The 21518-nt window shown below is 41.3% G+C and carries 18 protein-coding genes and 1 pseudogene; 4 read left to right on the forward strand and 15 right to left on the reverse strand.

The window, feature by feature from the left end:
• Position 1: 1 nt before the first annotated feature.
• The 6 genes and pseudogenes from NI468_RS06955 to NI468_RS06980 form a co-directional block, all read right to left on the reverse strand.
• Complete coding sequence (locus tag NI468_RS06955) at positions 2-907, reverse strand: Kiwa anti-phage protein KwaB-like domain-containing protein (protein ID WP_062034921.1); 906 nt, start codon at positions 905-907, stop codon at positions 2-4.
• A 2-nt stretch (positions 908-909) separates the two neighbouring features.
• Positions 910-1467, reverse strand: a complete 558-nt coding sequence (locus tag NI468_RS06960; protein WP_253100923.1) for a hypothetical protein — start codon at positions 1465-1467, stop codon at positions 910-912.
• Positions 1468-1483: 16 nt separating this feature from the next.
• Positions 1484-2758 carry a restriction endonuclease subunit S gene (locus NI468_RS06965; RefSeq protein WP_062034924.1) on the reverse strand — a complete coding sequence of 425 codons (1275 nt, stop codon included), beginning with the start codon at positions 2756-2758 and terminating at the stop codon, positions 1484-1486.
• A gap of 17 nt (positions 2759-2775) precedes the next feature.
• Entirely contained in the window at positions 2776-4179 is a 1404-nt protein-coding gene (locus NI468_RS06970) for an AlbA family DNA-binding domain-containing protein (RefSeq protein WP_062034925.1), read from the reverse strand.
• On the reverse strand, positions 4169-5899 hold the full coding sequence (locus tag NI468_RS06975; protein WP_053579583.1) for a class I SAM-dependent DNA methyltransferase: 1731 nt from the start codon (positions 5897-5899) through the stop codon (positions 4169-4171). Before NI468_RS06975 ends, NI468_RS06970 begins: the two co-directional genes overlap by 11 nt.
• A 242-nt stretch (positions 5900-6141) precedes the next feature.
• Positions 6142-6330: pseudogene (locus NI468_RS06980) on the reverse strand (hypothetical protein); the annotation flags it as partial.
• A gap of 196 nt (positions 6331-6526) precedes the next feature.
• Between NI468_RS06980 and NI468_RS06985 the strand changes: the two are divergent.
• Positions 6527-7306 (forward strand): TorF family putative porin, encoded by a 780-nt coding sequence (locus tag NI468_RS06985; RefSeq protein WP_004692349.1) that lies wholly within the window; start codon positions 6527-6529, stop codon positions 7304-7306.
• A gap of 45 nt (positions 7307-7351) precedes the next feature.
• Here the strand turns inward: NI468_RS06985 and NI468_RS16335 are convergent, their stop codons facing one another.
• Positions 7352-7567 carry a hypothetical protein gene (locus NI468_RS16335; RefSeq protein WP_004692350.1) on the reverse strand — a complete coding sequence of 72 codons (216 nt, stop codon included), beginning with the start codon at positions 7565-7567 and terminating at the stop codon, positions 7352-7354.
• A 10-nt stretch (positions 7568-7577) separates the two neighbouring features.
• On the reverse strand, positions 7578-8993 hold the full coding sequence (locus NI468_RS06990) for a glutamine synthetase family protein (RefSeq protein WP_253100925.1): 1416 nt from the start codon (positions 8991-8993) through the stop codon (positions 7578-7580).
• Positions 8994-9324: 331 nt separating this feature from the next.
• On the opposite strand from NI468_RS06990, the gene NI468_RS16270 reads away from it, so the two are divergent.
• The gene (locus NI468_RS16270) at positions 9325-9639 is read left to right on the forward strand and encodes a transposase family protein (RefSeq protein ID WP_026057330.1); all 315 of its coding nucleotides are present in this window, start codon (positions 9325-9327) and stop codon (positions 9637-9639) included.
• A complete protein-coding gene (locus tag NI468_RS06995) occupies positions 9587-9919 on the forward strand; it encodes a transposase (protein WP_004692353.1) in 333 nt (110 codons plus the stop codon). The genes NI468_RS16270 and NI468_RS06995 overlap by 53 nt, the downstream gene beginning before the upstream one ends.
• Before the next feature lie 188 nt (positions 9920-10107).
• On the opposite strand, the gene NI468_RS07000 is transcribed toward NI468_RS06995, so the two are convergent.
• The 5 genes from NI468_RS07000 to kdpA all read right to left on the reverse strand — a co-directional run bounded on the left by NI468_RS07000 (position 10108) and on the right by kdpA (position 18103).
• Positions 10108-10821 carry a response regulator gene (locus tag NI468_RS07000; protein WP_004692355.1) on the reverse strand — a complete coding sequence of 238 codons (714 nt, stop codon included), beginning with the start codon at positions 10819-10821 and terminating at the stop codon, positions 10108-10110.
• Positions 10822-10848: 27 nt separating this feature from the next.
• Positions 10849-13497, reverse strand: a complete 2649-nt coding sequence (locus NI468_RS07005) for a sensor histidine kinase (protein WP_062034931.1) — start codon at positions 13495-13497, stop codon at positions 10849-10851.
• Between the two features lie 205 nt (positions 13498-13702).
• A complete protein-coding gene (kdpC, locus tag NI468_RS07010) occupies positions 13703-14305 on the reverse strand; it encodes a potassium-transporting ATPase subunit KdpC (RefSeq protein WP_004682291.1) in 603 nt (200 codons plus the stop codon).
• A 19-nt stretch (positions 14306-14324) separates the two neighbouring features.
• On the reverse strand, positions 14325-16367 hold the full coding sequence (gene kdpB / locus NI468_RS07015; protein ID WP_010115594.1) for a potassium-transporting ATPase subunit KdpB: 2043 nt from the start codon (positions 16365-16367) through the stop codon (positions 14325-14327).
• A gap of 11 nt (positions 16368-16378) precedes the next feature.
• A complete protein-coding gene (kdpA, locus tag NI468_RS07020; RefSeq protein WP_062034933.1) occupies positions 16379-18103 on the reverse strand; it encodes a potassium-transporting ATPase subunit KdpA in 1725 nt (574 codons plus the stop codon).
• Positions 18104-18416: 313 nt separating this feature from the next.
• Between kdpA and NI468_RS07025 the strand changes: the two genes are divergently transcribed.
• Positions 18417-19214 carry an undecaprenyl-diphosphate phosphatase gene (locus NI468_RS07025; RefSeq protein ID WP_253100928.1) on the forward strand — a complete coding sequence of 266 codons (798 nt, stop codon included), beginning with the start codon at positions 18417-18419 and terminating at the stop codon, positions 19212-19214.
• Positions 19215-19269: 55 nt separating this feature from the next.
• On the opposite strand, the gene NI468_RS07030 is transcribed toward NI468_RS07025, so the two are convergent.
• Together NI468_RS07030 and NI468_RS07035 are read right to left on the reverse strand one after the other, a co-directional pair.
• Positions 19270-20205 carry a recombination directionality factor gene (locus NI468_RS07030; RefSeq protein ID WP_253100931.1) on the reverse strand — a complete coding sequence of 312 codons (936 nt, stop codon included), beginning with the start codon at positions 20203-20205 and terminating at the stop codon, positions 19270-19272.
• Positions 20206-20402: 197 nt separating this feature from the next.
• Complete coding sequence (locus tag NI468_RS07035) at positions 20403-21461, reverse strand: YqaJ viral recombinase family nuclease (protein WP_253100934.1); 1059 nt, start codon at positions 21459-21461, stop codon at positions 20403-20405.
• Positions 21462-21518 lie beyond the last annotated feature (57 nt).

Below are 21518 nucleotides of genomic sequence, written 5' to 3' on the forward strand. Positions count from 1 at the left end.
TTTATATTTTACTTCTGCTTGATGCTTTGAAATTTTCAGCTTGCCCATCAATTAACTCTAAACGATAGCGACGTCGATCTAATACCTCTAGAAAACCCATTTCACATCCACTTTTAACGAATATTTTACCATTTTGAATATCTAAAGAAACGCCAGTATGTCTGCACAATAGCTCTAAACGTCCTTGATTAATATTTTGGGTTTCAGCCTGAGACTTAATGGATGCAATATATCTAGCAGCACGAGGTCGCTGCTCCGCATATGCCTGTAAACTTGTAAAATCAACATATGTAAGATCAGCTGCAATTGATGCAATATTCATTGGAACAGCTTGTAATATTGCTTCTTGTAACTTTCCAGCAAACTCAAATGCACTCGGTCTGATCATGTAAATATTAGTATTATCAATTAGAAGATCAAAATCTGTATCCAATTTAAATATTTTATCCTCTACTATTTTCAAACTATCATCACAAATCCTAACTAATTTATTTTTCAAAACACCCTTAAACTGGATTGCTCTACGTAAAGCAGTCAATTTTTTACCTGACTGATCAGTGAATCTAGCAAAATAGCAAAATATCTCTGTTGTATTATCGAGAGCATTGGAATTTATTGTTATATTTGTTGCCTCATGCAAGCCTTTCATTGTTTGAGCTAATTCATTGGATAAAGGTAAATATAAATATTCAATCCCAGCATGTTTTTCAGATGGCTGATAAATATTAAGATTTGGACTATGATTCTGCATTATATCTAAAGTATTAGAGACCATTTCTAGTAATGCAGTTTGTACAGTAATATCTATCGGTACTACTTCAAAACATTGTTGATTATTAGGTTCAACTTCTCTGCCTACACCAAATTCAATACACGTTACATTATTTAAATCAAAATCCAGCGCCACAATTATATCTCCAGAAAAACTGTATTACTTAACCGATAAGCTATTATCGAGTCCCCTTTTGAAACTATAGCTCTCTTTGTTATCAATACTTGAGGAACTTTCCCACTTACAGAATTATTATCGTCTATTGGACAAATTGTAAAAATTCGATAGCCCACGATTGCAAAAATTATATTCATGTAATGTAAGTTCAAATGTAAAAATAAAAAAAACACAAAAAACAAAGCTACTACAGTTGTCCAAACATCTCGCATACTCTCTATACCGACAGAGTAGAACGGTAGCAAAGTTGCAAACAGGTATACCAGAATATGATCCTTATGGTCATCTGCTGTCCCAACCTCAAGTGTCCGTTTATCATTGTTCTTTTTAGCTAATGAAATTCTAAGCCATAAAAAAAAATTAGGAACAATAACAAATAAAGCACAAATAGGTATCAGGTATAAATCTGATACTTTTTCATTTCCCCTTAACGCCCATAGAATAAATAATGGTGAAAAACTACTTAACACCATCATTACACGTATAAATCCTAGGGTTTCAATTCTACTATTTATCATCTTTAAACCTCACTAATTAGGTTAAAACCTCCAACTCACCCGATAATAACTTCGGCAATAAAGTATCTCTTAAATTAATTAAACTCTGATTTTCTTCTGCTTTTAATGAAATTTCATCATATAGCGTTTTAGCTGTTTTAGTATAAACAGTAACTACTTTTTCATCTGAGCAAATAAAATTAATTTCTCTGAAGTTTTTCTTACTTATTTCCAGAAATGTCGTACCTGATGCACGTCCTTTGATTTCAGCCATATTAGCTTCACACCACTGAATTAAATATTCAGCCGAATATTTCGTATTTGGCAAAATTGCTATATAGCCTTGGTTAATAGCTACTTCAATTTTAGCTAGAGCCAAATAACCAACTGGTGCACGGGATGACATCAACACCGTATTTTTTGGTAATAATCCTGAGCTAATTTTTTTCAGTCCAGTATCAGTTAGTTTTCTTTCTGTATTTAACAGAATTTTATCTGTTAAATTTGATAAGTCTTTAGGTGTTGTCCAATAATGAATTCCATTATCCCAAAAATCAGCGTTTTTAGTTGAAGGCGTCCCTCCTCCAACTGCTTGGACTTGTTCTCCAACTGTTGAAACCTCCCACCCCTTCGGCACTTCCCCTAACTCACTTTCTACGAACTCTTCAGGAAACAGTGCGGCAGTCGCTTGTAACTCTGCAAAGTCACCTTCAGGCATTTGCTGAATCTCGTCTTCACTTTTACCGCTAATAATACACATCGCAGCAAGTTCAGAATCTTTGCCTTCTTGTTTTGCTGCAATTTTGGCACGGACAGGATCGAAGTCGACAAACCAACTTTTAAAGAGGGCTTGGGCAATAGATTCTAAAGTTTGGTTGATTTGGTTGTTGAGATGGATTTTGTCATCTAGATCAGAAAGGATTTTTGCTATTTGTTTTTGCTCGTCAATATTTAGAGGCACCAAAATAGATGCTTTATGCAAATGATTCCGATTAACCCCAGGAACTGCTGCTTTATCACTGAATTGCAAGTAATTAATAGTTTTCAAAAAATAATAAATGAACTTTGGATGATTCCCTTTAAAGTCCTTTACATAAAGCGTCGTGTTAAGCGGCCAGAAATCATCCTTAATGTAAAAAACTTCTCCAATTGTTCCATATCGCCCAGTTATCACACCAGGCCCTTTAACCTTTGCCTCGTCATGACAATCAGATAGTCCAGCAGAAGAAATGAGTGGAACATGTCCTGCTACTCGTTGTTTTTTAGGTAAATCATATCCACGTTTTAGCTCAATGAGATCACCTAATAGCATATGACTCCAACTAGCATTCACACCTCACCCCCAAACTCTTTCTTAATCGCCCAATAGCCTCGCGTTCCATCTACACGCTCAAGCCAACCCGTATCTTTTAAATGATTCAAATGCTTTTTTACTGCTGACTCATTAATATCGAGCTGCTCTGCCATATAGCGATAGGAAACTTTCGGGTTGTGCTGAATTAAAACCAAGATCTCTTTTTGCCGATCTGTCAGCATACTCTCTTGGATTGAGCCACCGATTGAGCCACCGATTGAGCCACCTACTTGCTCAGTCGAAGGACGATAAAACTCCCAATCGACAAAATCACCTTGTGCTTTCAATTGAGGTTCGGCATTACCTGCCTGTAAACATAGATCTTTAATACGAGCAATCCCACTGCCCCACTGCTCGATATAACCCAATTCTTTAAACACACGAGCCAAGACACGGTTACGAATCTCTGAACGACCTTGTGCCAAATCTTCTTCAGTCAGTCCATTTGGCAATCCACCTGGCGATACGATATTCAAAATGTCATCATAAATGCCAACCTTGATATCACGCCCTGCATTGCTATAGTCACGATGCAACACTGCATTCACCAAGGCTTCACGAATGGCTGGGATTGGAATTTCATAACTTTCTGTACGTTGTAACCCTAAAATTTCAGCACGTAGATGCAGATGGTTTTTGATGAATTGCTCTGTTTGCTTTAACTGACTAAATAAGTCTCCACGGTATTCTTTTTTATCCAAAAACACCGTCATGGTCGTGCCTTTAAAGCGGCTACATTTAATCTCAACCTGCTCATAAAGCCCCAACAAAATGAGTAACCCATGACTTGGGTAATCCTGTCCATTCTGCTGAATGATCAATTTAAGATTACGCATTTTCTGCAAAGACAATTCTTTACCTACCCCAGTAAAGGCTTGTTGTAAAGGTTGTAAATCGATGTCATCTAAACTGTATTGTGGATTCGGCTGTTCATCAAAAGTTTGGTTCAGACGTTGCAATTCAAGTTGCTGGATATACTCAGGCGATGCCAAACGATTGCTTGCACCTAAACGGATATACGTCCCCTGTGCCTTGCCTTGCGGCTTGAGATAATAAGGCAACAATGAACCACGACTGACTTCAATCACCAGCAACTCAATGCCTTGGATATTCTCGATATAGATATACGGCAGAATATTGGGCGCACACAGTTCATTGATCATCGAAGTGATCTGATCTTGCAACTCAAAAATATCATCTTGAATACCTACGAGTTGGCGATCATCACTTACACCAACTACCAGCTTACCACCACTGGTATTGGCAAAAGCAATCAGGGTCTTTGCCACCTGTTGCCCTTTCGGTAACTGCTCTTTAAATTCAAGAGTTTGACTTTCACCCTTCTGAATTTCTTGCAATAAAGGATGATCAGAACTCATAGCCCAAGCCCTTTAGATTCTTTTTAATCTCACTTTCCAAGACCGCACTTTCAGCAAATTGCTCTTTGAGCTGAGCAGTCAAACGTAACATTTTCTCAGCGAATGGCTCGCCATCATCTTCCTGCTCGACTGCACCCACATAACGTCCCGGAGTCAGTACGTAGTCATGCTTCTGAATATCTTTTAACTCAGCAGAGAAGCAGAAACCTTTCTCATCTTGATACGCTTCGCCTTCAAAGTTTTCACCTTGTTGCCAAGCATGTAAAGCATTGGTGATTTTAGCAATATCCGCATCGGTAAAGTCACGTAGCACACGATCTTTCATATAGCCCAAATTACGGGCATCGATAAACAGGGTCTTGCCTTCACGGTTGGCTTTCTTTTTATCTAAAGACAAGCCATTCTTTTTGTCCTTGGTTAGAAACCAGATACAGGCTGGAATTTGCGTGTTGGTGAACAGTTGTCCTGGTAATGCGACAATACATTCCACCAGATCGGCTTCAATCAGGTTCTTACGGATCTCACCTTCATTATTGGTATTTGAGCTCATCGAACCATTGGCAAGTAGCAATGCCATACTGCCTGTAGGTGACAAATGGTGCAGCATGTGTTGCATCCAAGCAAAGTTAGCATTACCTTGTGGCGGTGTACCATACTTCCAGCGCACATCATTTTCTAGAGAAGCATGCCACCAATCCTTGATATTAAAAGGCGGATTGGCCATAACAAAGTCAGCACGCAAGTCTGGATGCTGATCCTCTAAAAAGCTGTCTGCATTCTTTTTACCGAAATTAAAATCAATCCCACGAATCGCCATGTTCATAGCAGCCAATTTCCATGTGGTCGGGTTGCTTTCCTGCCCATAAATAGAAATATGCTTTTTCTGTTCGGAGGCTTTGTAATGCTTTTCCTGAGCATGCTGTTCAATGAACTTTTCACTGGATACGAAGAATCCACCTGAACCCATTGCAGGGTCATACACACGACCTTTATAAGGCTGCAACATTTCAACGATCAAGGTGACGATGCTTTTAGGCGTATAGTACTGACCACCCTGCTTGCCTTCAGCCAAGGCAAACTGTCCCAAAAAGTATTCGTAAACATGCCCGAGAATATCTTTACTGTGCAGACTGAGTTTTTCACCATTATATTCAGGCTTAGTAAAGCTGGTGTCAGAGAAGGTATTGATCAGATCAAGTAGCTTGTCATTGTCCAGCTGGTACTGACCAATGCGATTCAGGATACCTTTAAGCTTTGGATTGGCTTTTTCAATTTCATCTAAAGCATTGTCAATCAGCCATGATACCGAACGCAGTTTGACGTCTGCACCTTGTTCATCCTGCCAAATGATTGAGCCAATTGGTAAAGCGGCTGCATCACGGATATTTGACCAGCGGCCTGCTTTTGGCACCCAAAACACGTTTTTTTCTTGGTAGTAATCCAGTATTTCTAGTTCGTCAGCAATAGCCTGTTGGTATTCTTCATCGCTATCATAGTGATCACGTGCCATGTAGTAGATATTGTTGTCATCATGATGAGCGAATAAAGTCTTGAGCTCAGACTGTCGTTCATCAAAGGCATCAGAAACGTACTTTAAGAAAATCAACCCTAGAACAATATGCTTATAGTTGGCTGCATCTAGACTGCTGCGTAATTTATCGGCGGCTTTCCAAAGCTTGTCATCTAAGTCATTTAGAAACTTTTGTTCCAATGAATGCATTTTATTTCCTCAATCCAAGATCAACCGCTTTGGTTTTATACTTAATGTTAAACAATGTTGCTAAGTTAGCATATCTGCGACCTATTAAAAGTCATGCACTTAACAAAAAAATAGAGATTAATTAAGTCTTGTCATTTTAACGGGATAACTATAGCTAAAATAGTACTTTGACAACTCCCACGACTAATACTGTCGTAAAAAAAAAGAGCAACCTAGAAAGCTGCTCTTTTCCAACTAATCGATTAGTTGACGGGTCTGACTGATTGCTGCAACCCCTGCTGAATATCCTGCACAAACCCTTCATGCGAAGCTTGTTGCTCCACCGCCCGGTTCTGTTCTTGTTCAGGATAGTATTCCTCCAGCACCTCTAACCCTTCCTCTGCATGCACCTCAAATTTGGCATTGGCGAAACCCTTCCTTGCGGTAAAGTCTAATGATTCTATGAATACACCTAACTTTTTCAACTAACTACAAATGTGTTGCACTTGGGATTTGAATCTGCGACTTTAAAAAATATTCATCTTAAATTTTATACTTATTTTACGCAAAATTTACGATAATTTTATTATATATCAATAAATTAAACCATAACATACATTACTTCAATGACTACTAATTTAAAGTGTTATGAAAAAATTATACCATCTACTTTTTAGCCTTATACCGCTCTATTCAAGTTATGCTTTTGCTACTGGAGATGAAAGCTCTCCCGCTTTAAGCTTTTCAGGTAATGTATCATTGGCCAGCGACTACCGCTGGCGCGGCCAAACGCAAACCCAGAATGATCCGGCCTTGCAGGGAAACTTTGTTTTAAGCCATGCTTCAGGATTTTATCTTGCTGCATTTGCATCGAATGTTGATTTTGATGACGAAGTAAATTTAGAACTGGATCCCCAGATCGGCTATACAGCGCCAATCGCGCTAGGTTCAATCCATCCTGCAGTTGATCTTGGCATGCTGCGCTACAATTACATCGGCAACAGCGATTTAAATTATAATGAATACTATTTCAAAATGATCTTTAATGCGTTGCTGCATCAGAACGATAGCTTTACACCAAGCATAAGCTATACCTATAACTATGGCGGCAAAGCTGCCAGTGACAGTATAGGTAAAGATATCTCAAATTGGTATTTTAATGTCTTATATGCTACACCGATTGCTCAAACTAATTTTGGCACAAATGTTAGCTTAGGTTATTCCAAAGCAAATCAGGACATTTATGGTTCTGAAGCAAAAGACCATTTTTTTGATTGGAAAATTGGTGCAACTTACCGCTATAAGCCAATGGGAATAAATGCAGAATTAGCAGCGGTTGGTAGTAATTTAAAAACCAAAGACTTTACAAGTCAAAATAAAAAAGGGGTAAAAACTGAAGCAGTATTCACCCTGACTAAATCTTTTTAAAAGTTAAATGCCAATAGTATCAGCAATACTATTGGCATAATTATTTTACTTGAGTGATTTCAATATATGATCTATCTCACTTCGATTAAAACCTCTTTCTTTAAAAATAGTATGAATTATTTTTTTCATACTTTTTGACGCATACTGGTATTTCTTTACTAAAATGTCAGAATCAATTTCCTGTAAACTATACTTCAAATATAATTCTTCATTGAGCTTCTGATTTCTAGCATCATCTTCATTATTTATCGTGTTATACATTTTTAAGCAGTTAAATATCCCAATGTTGTTCGATCAAAGTAATTTGGCTGTACATATACTGATGCTCAGCACGTTTAACTGCACACCATAATTCCATAAATCTTTTGCCGAGATATTTTTGCAAAACAGTATTCCGGTGAAAAAATGTTAAAGCATCCAGCTGATTCGTACTTAAAAAGTGCGGCTGATGTTTATTTTTTATCTGAGTGGCTTGCTGTGGAATTTCTAGATTCTGTGTCAACCCATGCAGTGTGCCGATCAAAATCAGGGCTGCAGTTAAATAAGGATTGCAATCCGCACCTGCAACACGATATTCCAAGCGTTGATTTTCATTGTCCGAACATGGTATGCGAATGGCCACATTGCGGTTATTCATGCCCCAATTAGCTTCTAAGGGCACATGGTTTCCAGCTTTAAACCGGCGGAATGAGTTTACATTCGGGGCAAGCACCGCCATGGACGGCGGCAGCAAGACTATCAGCCCGCTGATCGCCTTTAATAATTGCCGTGACGGTAAAGGATTCTGCTTCATGCTGAAAATATTCTGCTGGTCTTGATTTAACAAACTCATGTGAAAGTGCATGCCGCTGCCCGCTTTATTCAGATCAGGCTTAGCCAAAAAGCTTGCATGTAACCCATGTTCTACAGCGACTTGCTTAATGGTGCGCTTTAGCATCATGATCTGATCGCATAGCTTCAAAATATCACCGCTATGCTGAATATTAATTTCGTATTGCCCGGAAGATGATTCCGAGACTAAGCCTGTAATCTGAATCCCCTGCAAAAGGGCAATCCGTTCAATTTCATCCAGAACGTCTTGATATTTATCTTGCGCATTCACATCAAAACATTGATTTAAATAAATCTGATTGGAGCCAGATTTTTCATTGCTGTCAAATAAATAAAACTCCAATTCTACGGCCATGCAAGGATAAAAGTTTTGATCATGCAGCGCTTTTAAACTTTTTTTTAAAATATTGCGCGGTTCAACTTCGCAATCTTGATGATTGTCATCTTTCATGGTTAGGAATAACTGTGCCTTGGACTCTGGATTTAAAGCGCAGGGCTGCAGGCTTCCCAATATAGGTTTACATAAATAATCCGGCTCACCGATCGATTTTCCTAAACCCGATTCTTCAATCACTTCTCCATCAAGACTCATGGCATAAATAGACATTGGGAAATAACAGCCTTGTGCAATATTTTTTAGACCGACAATATCTATGCGCTTGCCGCGGACATGACCATTCAGATCGTGCAGGCAAATCTCAACATGACGGGTATTGGGATAGCGCTGCAGATAGTTTTCGATTTCTTCTGAAAATAGAATATCTTCAATATCGCAGCATTGACGCGCAGATGGCATGGATTCAGGGACCGCTTTTTCGTCAGCTATATTATGTCTAGCCATGAGTAAATTACTCATTATTTTGTCCTGTTAAATATTAACAATGATCAAAATAAAACAAGTTCTACCGAATGTAACGTAAATAAACCGTAAAAAAGCACCCAACTAATATGATTATTTTTTAAACTATTAAAACCACGAAAAAGCTAATTTAAAATAAGTTAAAACATAAAAATAACAATAGATCTCTTTCATAAATCAAAAAACGATCTTCTTTTTGGTTAATATTTGCACTCCGGATTTCTTGGCATTCGTGCATAATCTGCGGATGAAATACATCGATTCAAACAAGCTTTCTGATCCTCAGTTCAAGCGATACACAGGCATCTCATGGTCAACTTTCTATTTGATGGTTGAGCAATTGCAGAAGCATGTCTCTGCCAAAGACAGACCGCCCAAGTTAAGCCTGGAGGATCAGGTTCTGCTCTGTCTGAGCTATTGGCGGGAATACCGAACCTTATTTCACGTTGCGACGAGTTACGGGGTTTCAGAGCCCACAGCCTCAAGAATTGTCCGTCATGTTGAAGACTGCCTGCTTCGGTCCAATCTGTTTAATTTACCCAAAGATTTACCCGAGGGCGAAGGCATCGACTGGAATGTTGTGATCGTGGATGCCACGGAAATTCCAATCCAAAGGCCTAAAAAAACAGAAGAAAAGCTATAGCGGCAAAAAAAAGACCCATACCTTTAAAGTACAAGCCATGATTCACTACAAAACTCAGCAAATTCTGAGTTTATGTGCCAGTCGCGGGGCAGTGCATGATTTCGAGTTGTTCAAACGCAATTTAAACCAGATTCCTTTTGGGGCTTTTATCCTGGCAGATAAAGGCTATCAGCGGATTTATGTGTTGTATCCGAATAGCCTGTTGCCATTAAAAGCCAAAAGACACTGTAAATTGGATCCTGAATTGAAAATCTATAATCAAGAAATCAATAAAAGATGAATCGGAATTGAGCATGTATTTGGCAACCTGAAAACCTTCAAAATCCTTGCTGAGCGTTATCGAAATAGATGTAAAAGGCTTAGTTTGAGATTCAATTTAATCGCTGGAATCTACAACTTGGAACTGAGCAAAAAATGATTTATGAAAGAGGTCTAATTACTCATGTAAAATAAATGGCATATTTAATATTAATAAATCTTCAAAAATCGCAAACCCACTCCCGGTTCAGTAATAATATATTTAGGCTGCACAGCATTATCATTTAACTTCACTCTTAATTTAGCCACCAGAATCCGTAAATAATGCGTATCTTCTTGGTGCGTTGGCCCCCACAGCTCTTTCAATATTTGCGGCTGAGTAATCAATTGGCCTTTATTTTTCGCCAATAAATTCAGCAGCTGATATTCTTTGCGTGTTAAGGAGAGCAATTGTTGATTTAAAAAAACCTGCCGTTTGGAAAAATCGATTTTTAATACGCCATCATCAAAAATTACAGTATCAACAGTACTATGCTGGTGCTGCCTAAGCAGTACACGAATGCGCGCCACCAGCTCCTGAACACTAAACGGCTTGGTGACATAATCATTTGCGCCAGCATCCAGAAGCTTCACTTTTTCTTCTTCATTTGCCCGCACAGACAGCACTATCACTGGAACGTGCGACCATGTGCGAAGCTCAGACAAAACCTCATAACCATCCAAATCTGGCAAACCCAAATCGAGGATCACTAAATCTGCGCCTTGCAAAGCTAGGAGTTCCAAACCCTTTTGGCCATTTTCAGCCAAAAGGGTTTTATAGCCTTGCGCTCTGAGTGCTATATCCAAGAATTTTCGAATCTGATTTTCATCATCAATAATCAAGACATTGGTCATGGAGCTGGCTGATTCATTCTGTTCTGGCATTTTCCCACCTAAAAGCTGCTAGATGCTTTAAGTAATTTGCTGAATAGGAAGCTGTATGCGGATACATGTTCCTTGATTGTTCTTGCCTGATGATGCCATGATTTTCCCCATATGCGCACCCACAATCGCTTTCACAATCGTCAAGCCCAAGCCTGTACCATATTGCCCGCGGTCACCGCGCTGCATGGTATAAAACATGTCAAAAATGCGTTCCCGCTCACCTTCCGGGATACCCTGCCCCTTATCAGTTATGGCAATTTCGATCTCATTTTCATTCACCTGCTGCACCTCAATCATCACAGCTTTATTCTCTGGTGAAAATTTTACGGCATTTTCCAGCACATTAAAAATGGCCTGTTCAATCAAGGCGGCATGTACAAATAAACTCAAAGATTCTTGAGGCGCATGCACTTCAACCAATGCATCTGGCATATAACGGTTTAAACGGCGCACTGCTGAACCGATCAGTTCATCAACTCCAATCCAGTCCCGCTTCAAGCTTAAGCCTTCATGGCCTAAACGGGTCATATCCAGTAGGTTTTGAATATAGCGGTCTAAACGTTCCCCCTCTAAATGAATCGCTTCCAGCAAGCTGTCCTGATCATTTTCATTCATGGAATGGCGGTAAGTGCTCAAAGTATCCGCTGCTCCAATCATCGACGCCAAAGGCGAGCGTAAATCGTGCGATACGGATGATAATAATGCCGAGCGCAATTTTTCCGTTTCAGAATTCACATTGGCTATTTCCAAAGCCTTGGTCAGCTGGGTGCGGAAAATCGCCTGCGCAAGATACTCTACCATGAGTTCAGCGAGCTGTTTTTGCTCCGTATTGATTACTGCTTGCACATCTTTAAGTTTCAACCCCACCACGCCTAAGCATTGCTTGGAAGCCAATAAGGGCAAAAACCACCACTCATTTTCCGTCAAGGTTTGGGTAAAGCGACCGGACGGTTGATGGTTTTTGAATGTCCAATCGGCTGAAATTTTTTCTTTATTACTCATGATAGTGGATGATGCTTGAGTTGCTGCAGTATCTGGGAAATACAGCCAGACATCTGCATTGAGATTTTTACGCAGGCTATGTTCAGCAATCTCCTTGATTTGTGCCAAATCTAATGCTGTGGACAGCTTCTGCCCTAAATCCTGCATAATACTGTTATAACTGTTCGCCGTTTTGAGTGCAGTCACCTGTTCTTTCAAACGTGACGCTAATCGGCTCGAAATTAAAGCCGCGCCCAAAAATGCAATCACGGTGACAATCCCCTGATGTGCAGAAATCTGAAATGTAAATTGCGGGGAAATAAAGAAAAAATTATAAGCTAGAAAGAATAGGATGGCTGAAAAAGCTGCAGCCAGCATCCGTGTTTTTGATGCCACAAAAACCACAGCGGTGATAAAAATCACCGAAAGATCTTCAATCCCTAAATACTTTTCCCCTAAGCTTGCAATCACAATGCTGATGACCGTGGTGGCTAGTACGTACTGTATTTCTCTCAGCGACAAGAATGCCCTTTGAGTGAAAAAGGACAGATGCTTATTCTCTGCAATAATCGGCACAATACTGAGTTCAAAACTGGGCCGGTATTGCAGTAATTGATCAATCAAATTGAGCCTTAAATTCAGCGAAAACTTTTGCGGAGCCGCTTGCGCTAAAACTAAGGTTGAAATGCCGCGGTCCATCACATAATCAAATAAAGTTTTAGCATGTTGCTGGCCGTAAAGGACTTCTGTCATTCCGCCCATTTGACGCGTTAAGTTTAAAGCCCGTTCTATTTCACGGCTTTGCGAGTTTTCCTGTTTATTCATGATTTGCGTATCATGAGAAAAAGCAACAACCGTCCAGTTTGCCGCACGATGCTCGGCAATACGGCATCCAGTCCGAACTAAAGCTTCAGAATGCCCTTTGCCATCAATCATAATTAAGACATGATTTTTTAAGGGGATTTGAGCAAGCCCTTGAATGGCGAAATTTTCGCGTACATCATTATCAACATAATTGGCAACGGTTTGCATTGCCAGTTCACGCAGTGCCGTTAAGTTGGAGCTGTTGAAAAATCGCTGTAAGGCCTGTTCCGCCTGCTCAGGCACATAAACCTTCCCTTGGTTTAAGCGCTCCAACAGCTCATTCACAGGCAAATCAATTAAGCGGATATCTCTAATCCGTTCGAACACCCGGTCTGGCACGGTTTCAGTGACACGAATCCCAGTGATTTGATATACCACATCATTCAAACTTTCCAAATGCTGAATGTTCATGGTGGTAAAAACATCAATACCAGCATCTAATAATTCATTGATGTCTTGCCAGCGTTTTTCATGACGGCTGCCGGGCATATTAGTGTGGGCAAATTCATCCACCAAAACAATACTGGGCTTTTTATCCAAAACGGCATCTAGATTCATTTCCTCCAGATGCTGCCCTTGATATTCAATAGCCTTGCGCGGAATTATATCTAAACCAGAAATTAAATTTTCAGTTTCTCTACGGCCATGCGTTTCTACATAGCCAATGACGATATTAATACCCTGCAGCGCCAGTTCATGCGCACGAACCAGCATGGCAAAGGTCTTTCCCACGCCCGGAGCTGCGCCTAAAAAAATCGTCAGCCGCCCAGACTGATAACGCTGTGTATGTTGCAGCAAAACATCGGCTTTATTGGTTCGTGGATCAGTCATAGAAGTAATCTTTATTTATTGCTTTAAAAGATGTTTTTAAATTCATTTAAATGCGTCTAAAGTCAGCTTGGCTATTGCTGGGCAATATGGATGCCACCGTTGGGCGGAGGTATAGAACATCCCCTCGCCCAACAATCGTATATAACTTAATTCAGATTATTCAATAGCTTTCAATCACTATATTTTAATCATCAAGCCATTCATATCACTTCCCGCCCCGATCCAAAGCCAAATTCAATTCAAGCACATTGACACGTGCCTGCCCTAAAATCCCAAAAATCGGCTGAACCGTATGCGACTGAATCAGTTTTTCGATATTCTGTTCAGGCATATGCCGTGCATGGGCAATCCGCTTCACTTGAATCATGGCTGATTGCACGCTAATTTCAGGGTCGATGCCGCTGCCTGAAGCGGTGACCAGATCCGCAGGAATTTTAGATTTTTCAATCTGTTCCTTCGCTGCGATTCGATTCAGCCGTTCCTCTATGGCTTTCTGCAGTTCAGGATTGGTTCTCGCCATGTTGCTTCCGGCCATCGCCATAGGATCATAATTTGCGGCAGATGGACGCGGATGGAAATATTGAACTTGGGCAAAAGGCTGTGCCACTAAGCGTGAACCGATCACTTGATTATTTTCGACAATCAAGCTGCCGTTGGCTTGTTTTGGAAAGAGCATTTGTCCTAAGCTGGTTGCAGCAGCACTATATACAAAGCCGCATAAGCCTAGAGCAATGATGGTCATTCCAAACGAAGCGCGCAGTTTCTCACCCCATGATGAGTCTGCCAATTGATGATTTTGCATATTCACTTTGTCATCCTCAAAAAATTTATAGGGCCAAGATTGGACTGATCAGCAGATCAATCGCTTTAATGGCAATAAACGGTAGCAGCACCCCGCCCACACCATAAATCAGCATGTTGCGGCGCAATAATTGGGTAGATGTCGAAGGTTTGAATTTCACACCGCGCAGTGCAATTGGAATCAGCAGAGGAATAATGATCGCATTAAAGATCAGCGCAGACAGGATGGCACTTTCAGAACTGCCTAGTTGCATGACATTTAACACATGCATTTGCGGAATTGCCGCGACGAATAATGCCGGCAAAATTGCAAAATACTTTGATACATCATTCGCCAAGGAAAAGGTGGTTAATGCACCGCGAGTAATCAGTTGCTGTTTGCCTATTTCAACCACAGATAGCAATTTGGTTGGATCAGAATCTAAATCCACCATATTGCCTGCTTCTTTGGCTGCTTGCGTTCCCGAGTTCATGGCTAAGCCAATATCTGCTTGGGCCAACGCCGGTGCATCATTAGTACCGTCACCGACCATCGCTACCAAATGTCCTTTGTTTTGCTCGGTTCGAATGCATGTGAGTTTATCTTCTGGTTTCGCTTCAGCGATATAATCATCCACACCAGCCTCTGCTGCGATGGCCGCTGCTGTGAGCGGATTATCTCCGGTCACCATCACAGTTTTAATGCCCATTTCACGTAAGCGCGCAAATTTTTCTTTAATGCCTTGCTTAATCACGTCTGATAGTTCAATGACACCCAACAAATTCTGATCTTTAGCCACGACCAGCGGCGTTGCCCCTTTTGAAGCTATTTGTTCTACGCGCGCTTTCAGTTCGGCATGATTTTCAAGGTTTTGCGAAGCGAATTTAAGAATGGCATCCATAGCGCCTTTACGCACTTGATGACCATCCGCCAAGTTAAGGCCTGAAATGCGTGTGGACGCATTAAAAGCGATAAACTCAGCCTGTTCAGGCTCGGCCACTCTTTCACCTTGCTCTTTGGCCAAAGCAACCACCGATTTACCTTCTGGCGTTGGATCGGCCAAAGAAGTCAGTACCGCCGCTTGGCGAAGTTCAGACTCCGTCACTCCTGTTAAGGGATAAAAAGCAGTCGCCTGACGGTCACCGTAAGTAATAGTTCCGGTTTTATCGAGTAGTAAAACATCTATATCGCCTGCAACTTCAACCGCCTTGCCTGATTTGGCAATCACATTGGCTTTGAGCGCTCTGTTCATCCCTGCAATTCCAATAGCTGGCAATAAGCCGCCGATGGTGGTTGGAATCAAGCAGACCAATAGCGCCACCAATAAAATCGGGCTGATTTCAATATGCAGGAAATGTCCAATCAACGGCAGGCTGACCACGACGATGATAAAAGTCACAGTCATCACGGTCAGTAAAATACCTAAAGCTATTTCATTCGGTGTTTTTTGACGGTTTGAGCCTTCGACCAAAGCAATCATTCGATCAAGGAAACTATTTCCCGCCTCTGCCGTCACTTGAACGATAATCCGGTCGGTTAAGACTTTGGTTCCCCCAATCACCCCTGATTTATCCGTGCCCGCTTCACGCAGTACCGGCGCAGATTCACCTGTTACAGCAGCTTCATTGATCGTAGCAAAGCCTTGAATGATCTCACCATCTGCGGGAATGAATTCCCCTGCACGCACTTCAATCAAGTCATGCATTTTCAATTCAGCCGCTGAAATCTGCACCCCATCCATATCATCTTTAGAATGGATCCGGCGCGCCGTCAAATTTTGACGCGCTTGACGCAGGGATGACGCCTGTCCGCGGCCTTTAGCTTCGGCAAGGGCTTCAGCATAATTGGCAAAGAGAACAGTCACAAATAAAATCAATGTCACCAATAAGCCAAAAACCAGACTGGCTTGCCCCAAAATTGTACTAACCAGTGTAATCAGCGTCCCAAGCCAAACGATGGCCATCACCGGATTTTTAATCACATGCTGCGGTAGCAGTTTAATAAAGGCATTTTTCCATGATTCAGCTTGAAATAAGGTTGAAGCGATAGTGTTTTGCTGTGTTTGAACAGTTTGTTTTGAATGATTCATTGTACTCACCCTTAACCTTGAACCAATAACAGATGATCAGCAATTGGCCCCAAGACCAGGACTGGCATAAATTGCAATAAGGTCAACATCACCACAATGGCAATTAAAGTCAGTGCGAATGTTGGCGTTTCGACTTTTAAACTGCCGCTGCTTTCAGGTGCTTGGCGTTTGGCAGCTAAACGTGTAGCGATGATTAAAGGAATAATTAATGTCGGGAAACGGCCGAGCAATAAAGCAATACCGCATGTGACATTCCACCACACGGTATTGTCTGATAGCCCTTCAAAGCCTGAGCCATTGTTGGCAAATGCAGACACATATTCGTACAGAACTTGAGAAATGCCGTGGTATTGCGGATTACTGTTGCCCGTCAATTCAGGGAAAAATACAGTTATTGCGGTTAAACCAAGAATGACGATGGGTTGGATCAAAATCACAACAGCGAGCAGCTTGATTTCACCGGCTTCAATTTTGCGGCCAAACAATTCTGGGGTTCGGCCGGTCATTAAGCCTGCAATAAAGACCGCTAAAAACAGATAAATTATGAATTGCTGCAAACCGCAGCCTATTCCGCCCCAAATGGCATTGATCAGCATATTGGACAATTGCACCATACCTGTGAGCGGTGCAGATGAATCATGCATCATATCCACTGAGCCGTTATTGACTTGGGTGGTGACCGCTGACCACAAAGCAGATGATGCCTCGCCAAAACGCACTTCTTTACCTTCCATGGCGGAAAGCAATGTCGAATTCGATGAAAGGCTTTCTGACCAGATAGCGCTAGTCGCAGAAATGATCGACATCAGCAGCATTGAAGCAAAGACCAAGCCTGCGAATTTGGCGCGTTTGGTGAAAAAGCCCAGCATAAAAATCACCGAAACAGGGATCAGTAAAATCGCAAGCATTTCCAGAAAGTTTGACAATGGTGTCGGATTTTCCAAAGGTACACTGCTGTTCGGACCATACCAGCCACCACCATTACTGCCCAATTGCTTAATTGCTACCATGGGCGCAACAGGGCCTAAAGGTATTTTTTGCGTTGTTAATTCGCTGCTTTGGTCGATGACTTGAACTTCTGGGCCGCCTTGAAAAGTCGATGGTACGCCTTGGCCAGTGAGCAATAATGACCAAACCATGCATAAAGGAATCAGAAAGCGGAACGTCGGACGAATCACATCGGCCCAATAGTTGCCGACATTAATTTGCTGCACTTTATGCTTAAAGCTGGTCTGTTGATCGGTTTCAGAAAGTGCATTGGATTGTTTGTAGAACAGTGCTCGAACTGTAGCCACCACCATCGCCAGGCCCATCATCGGCGTGATGATCTGCAAGCCGACAATGCCGACCATTTGCGATAAATATGACAGTTGCGCCTGTCCTGAATAGTGCTGCTGGTTGGTGTTGGTCAGAAACGAAATCATGGTATGCAGCGCCAAATCCCATGACATATTCGGTGCATGGTTTGGGTTCAACGGCAGGCTAGCTTGAACCATAAATAGAGTCCAAGTCACCAAACCGATCACTGCACAGCTCATGACAAAATTGAATGAATAGGTTTTGACATTCATCCCCCGTTTGGGATTGATTCCTAAAACCGCGTAAATGGGCTTTTCAATCCAATTGAATAGAGGATCAATTTTCATATCGCGGTTGTGCATAATTGCTGCGAGGTATTTACCCAAGGGATAAGCCAGAACAAAGACGATGCCTAAAAGCAAAGCAAACTCTAACATGGCATTTCACTCCTATGTTTCAGAGCTGAAATCTGCTTAAAGAAGTTGAAATAAGATATATTTTGATTGTTTTGTACAACGCAATTTTTTTGATGCTGTACCTGCTGATGCGCGTGAATGACCGCACTCATGTTTTTCATCCTAAGCATTGGGATATTCCACTATCTAGTATGAAAAATAAAACCGTAAAGTCTCTATCCATAACTTTGGATGCCGCGTAAAGAAAGCGTAAAAATTTGGCTCAGTGAATTTATAAATGCAGAAAAATATCTTAAAAGTGATGGCTATTATTATTCTGTGACTCACTTTATTTATGGATATAATTTCAGTACTTAAAGCCTTATTTTTAGGTTTTATAGAAGGTTTAACGGAGTTTTTACCCATTTCCAGTACTGGTCATTTAATTTTATTTGGCCATTTAATTGATTTTCATTCAGACTCAGGCCGTGTCTTTGAAGTTGTCATTCAACTGGGCGCAATCTTAGCCGTTTGTTGGCTCTACCGTAAAAAAATTATTAATCTACTACATGGTTTTATATCAGGTGATTACCATGCGAGACGTTTTGCGATAAATGTCTTCATTGCATTTATTCCTGCAGTAGTGATCGGAGTTATAGCTGTTGATTTTATTAAACAAGTTTTATTCAGTCCTTCGGTTGTTGCATCTGCACTGATTATTGGTGCACTGTTAATTTTTGCTGTAGAAGCTAAAAATTTTAAAGTCCAAACCATTGAGGCAACCAATATTGGATTCAAACAGGCCATTGTTATTGGTTTGGTTCAATGTCTTGCGATGATTCCAGGGACTTCACGGTCTGGTGCAACCATTATTAGGGGGATGTTGGCGGGTTTATCACGTAAAGCAGCTACTGAATTTTCTTTTTTCCTTGCCATACCAACAATGCTTGGTGCCGCTACTTATGACATATTTCGCAACGTTGATGTTTTAACTTCAGAAAATTTATTGAATATTTCCATAGGCTTTGTAACCGCATTCATCGCAGCTTTGCTTGTGGTAAAAGCCATGGTTAAATTTGTAGAAAAAAATACTTTAAAAGTTTTTGCTTGGTATCGTTTGGTATTAGGTTCAATCATCTTATTTATTTTTTAATACAAGCAAAAAAATAAATAAATTAAAGAGAACTCGCTGTTCTCTTTAAGTTTTTTTAATTTACAACCCGTACATTCTGCTGCAAGCTTTTCTGAATCTCTTGTACAACACCCTCTCCCTGATGGAACTTAGGCCCTGATTTAGATCCCTTTTTGGTTCTAGTTTGCAGGGGTTCAGATTCAATAAGTTCATCTATATCAAACTCCTTAACTACCTCCAAGCCTTCCTCCATGTCTACGTCCATCCTTCCATTCCCAAAGCCCTTCCTGGCAGTAAAATCCAAAGCCTCCTGATAAAACCCTGCCTGCTTACTCTGCTCATCCATTTGCTTCGCCTGAATAATCGCTTCATTCAAGCTAATCCCTTCTCTTAAAGTTAGATCCACGTAATACACAGGCTGACGATAACTTTGTGTCGTACTCTTGCCCCGCAATATCAATTGCAAGGGTAGACATGACAACAAGCCTCCTGAAGCTGCATGGTAATAACTGAGCCGTGCAGCCAAAGTTCGAATACTATTAAAGCCTGTAGTTCTAAAGATGAAGGTACCAAACTCATCCGATTCATCTAAGTTCACATGCAAACGCCCGTAGGGCTTGCAATGCCCGCCTTGAGCCAATGGGCATAAATCAGGGGATGGACAGGGATGTTGCTCCACGCCTTGATTGGTTAATCGCTGGCAGGTTTCACCATTACCGACACAGACAGGTCTTCCAGTCTGTCGGTCAAACAGGCTGTATTCAGCGCGTAAGTTCAGATCAGGATCATTAAAGATCATTCTGACGGGGATTGAGCGCAACTTTTGATTAGGCGTATTGGCTCGAAGCTGATCATCTAATGGATGTTTGATCCACCCCTCTTTGCTTTGAATCTGTGAAGTAATGGTGAACTGGTCATCTTTTTCAGGCAATCGCTTACCATTCTTCTCGATCATCCGACCAATACTGATACGCCCTAGGATTGGAGGGGTAATTGCTAAACCTTTAATCATGTTGATATTCCTTAATGTATTACCTTACAAATTTGGGTCTATATATGTAGGTCGGAACAAGGACCAAATAAGTTACCCAAAGAATGTAGAGCCAGATAAAGTGCTACAGAAATCGCGACCGATTTGCTCTCTACCGAAGGGTAGAGAGCGGGGAGCGATTTTTGTGAATTTTTGATTTGGTGCTGTGTAAATAGGGCTTAGTCGGTATAGATGTTAAATCGACGACTGCCTTGCTTTTGAAGTGGATAAAGCTCGATGAGTTCAGGCTGGTGCTGAAGCAATGCCTTGGTGTTGAGACTGATGGAGTCCTTCGCTTTCTTCCAGACTACTGAGCCATTTGCAAAGACAGCCCTTTCCTTGTCTTGCATCATCATCTGAATTTCATGTTTAAGTTGGTCAAAGCGTTCCTGCTGATGCTGAATCTCTTCCTTCATTTTGATGAGTTTGTCGAACATTAAATTGGCATTTTCATTTTGCGAGAGATCCTCTACGGTTAAAGGTACATGCGCTGGATAGAGTTGTTGAATCGCTTTAGCTGCGGATTCACTGGCATCGACTGATGGCGGCATATCCTTTTCTACACACTCCCAGAAATATCGTTCTGCTTTAACAATATGCTCAATCACGGATTCAGACCGTATCACTTTGAAGATCTTGGTTTCATGCCCACAGATCAAGACACAAACATGCGCTGCCTGTTTACCAGTCACCGCCAGTTGATGTTGCACCTGACACAGCACATATAAAGGCACACCATCACGCCACAATTTTGCTCCATGCTCGCCTGCTGTTTTGCATTCTAGGATCTGAACGTCATCGCTGCCGACTACGCTGTAATCCAGATTGGCCAACATAAAGTGTTTATCGGGATCAGGATGCTGAAGTACTGCATTGATCCGTCGCACCTTGTTATGGGTGTGCATGCTATAGAACTCTGCCACCAAAGGTTCCAGCTGCTTGCCCCAATACAGCGGTGCTACACCTGAGCTTTCATCTTCTATGGATTGAGCCTGCCGTCCGGTTTTGATCAGCCAGAGTTCCAGCATCGACATGTAGGGATTGAGACCACAGGCAGTCGCTGCATCACTGCTACCGATACCTTGTTTACGAACTTCAAGCCAGTCCTGATATTCCATCCCTTTGGTGTTGACCAGTCGCTTGGCTGCTGTTGAGCGTTTGGTGGTGATGGTTGGATTGACTACAATCTTTGATCCTACCGTCGTAGGCTGATGGGAAATAGATACAATTTGATTCATGGAATTATCCTTATAAATTCTGATCTCTGTAAAAGAAATGCATAAAAAAGCCATACC

Origin of the sequence: Acinetobacter lwoffii (assembly GCF_024129355.1) — a bacterium.
Taxonomy (GTDB): domain Bacteria; phylum Pseudomonadota; class Gammaproteobacteria; order Pseudomonadales; family Moraxellaceae; genus Acinetobacter; species Acinetobacter lwoffii_I.

Bases quoted from the DNA above. Each gene is read 5' to 3' on its own strand.
- NI468_RS06960 (WP_253100923.1), bottom strand. From the start codon at position 1,467: ATGATAAATAGTAGAATTGAAACCCTAGGATTTATACGTGTAATGATG.
- NI468_RS06965 (WP_062034924.1), bottom strand. From the start codon at position 2,758: ATGCTATTAGGTGATCTCATTGAGCTAAAACGTGGATATGATTTACCT.
- NI468_RS06970 (WP_062034925.1), bottom strand. From the start codon at position 4,179: ATGAGTTCTGATCATCCTTTATTGCAAGAAATTCAGAAGGGTGAAAGT.
- NI468_RS06975 (WP_053579583.1), bottom strand. From the start codon at position 5,899: ATGCATTCATTGGAACAAAAGTTTCTAAATGACTTAGATGACAAGCTT.
- NI468_RS06985 (WP_004692349.1), top strand. From the start codon at position 6,527: ATGAAAAAATTATACCATCTACTTTTTAGCCTTATACCGCTCTATTCA.
- NI468_RS16335 (WP_004692350.1), bottom strand. From the start codon at position 7,567: ATGTATAACACGATAAATAATGAAGATGATGCTAGAAATCAGAAGCTC.
- NI468_RS06990 (WP_253100925.1), bottom strand. From the start codon at position 8,993: ATGAGTAATTTACTCATGGCTAGACATAATATAGCTGACGAAAAAGCG.
- NI468_RS16270 (WP_026057330.1), top strand. From the start codon at position 9,325: ATGGTTGAGCAATTGCAGAAGCATGTCTCTGCCAAAGACAGACCGCCC.
- NI468_RS06995 (WP_004692353.1), top strand. From the start codon at position 9,587: ATGCCACGGAAATTCCAATCCAAAGGCCTAAAAAAACAGAAGAAAAGC.
- NI468_RS07000 (WP_004692355.1), bottom strand. From the start codon at position 10,821: ATGCCAGAACAGAATGAATCAGCCAGCTCCATGACCAATGTCTTGATT.
- NI468_RS07005 (WP_062034931.1), bottom strand. From the start codon at position 13,497: ATGACTGATCCACGAACCAATAAAGCCGATGTTTTGCTGCAACATACA.
- kdpB (WP_010115594.1), bottom strand. From the start codon at position 16,367: ATGAATCATTCAAAACAAACTGTTCAAACACAGCAAAACACTATCGCT.
- kdpA (WP_062034933.1), bottom strand. From the start codon at position 18,103: ATGTTAGAGTTTGCTTTGCTTTTAGGCATCGTCTTTGTTCTGGCTTAT.
- NI468_RS07025 (WP_253100928.1), top strand. From the start codon at position 18,417: ATGGATATAATTTCAGTACTTAAAGCCTTATTTTTAGGTTTTATAGAA.
- NI468_RS07030 (WP_253100931.1), bottom strand. From the start codon at position 20,205: ATGATTAAAGGTTTAGCAATTACCCCTCCAATCCTAGGGCGTATCAGT.
- NI468_RS07035 (WP_253100934.1), bottom strand. From the start codon at position 21,461: ATGAATCAAATTGTATCTATTTCCCATCAGCCTACGACGGTAGGATCA.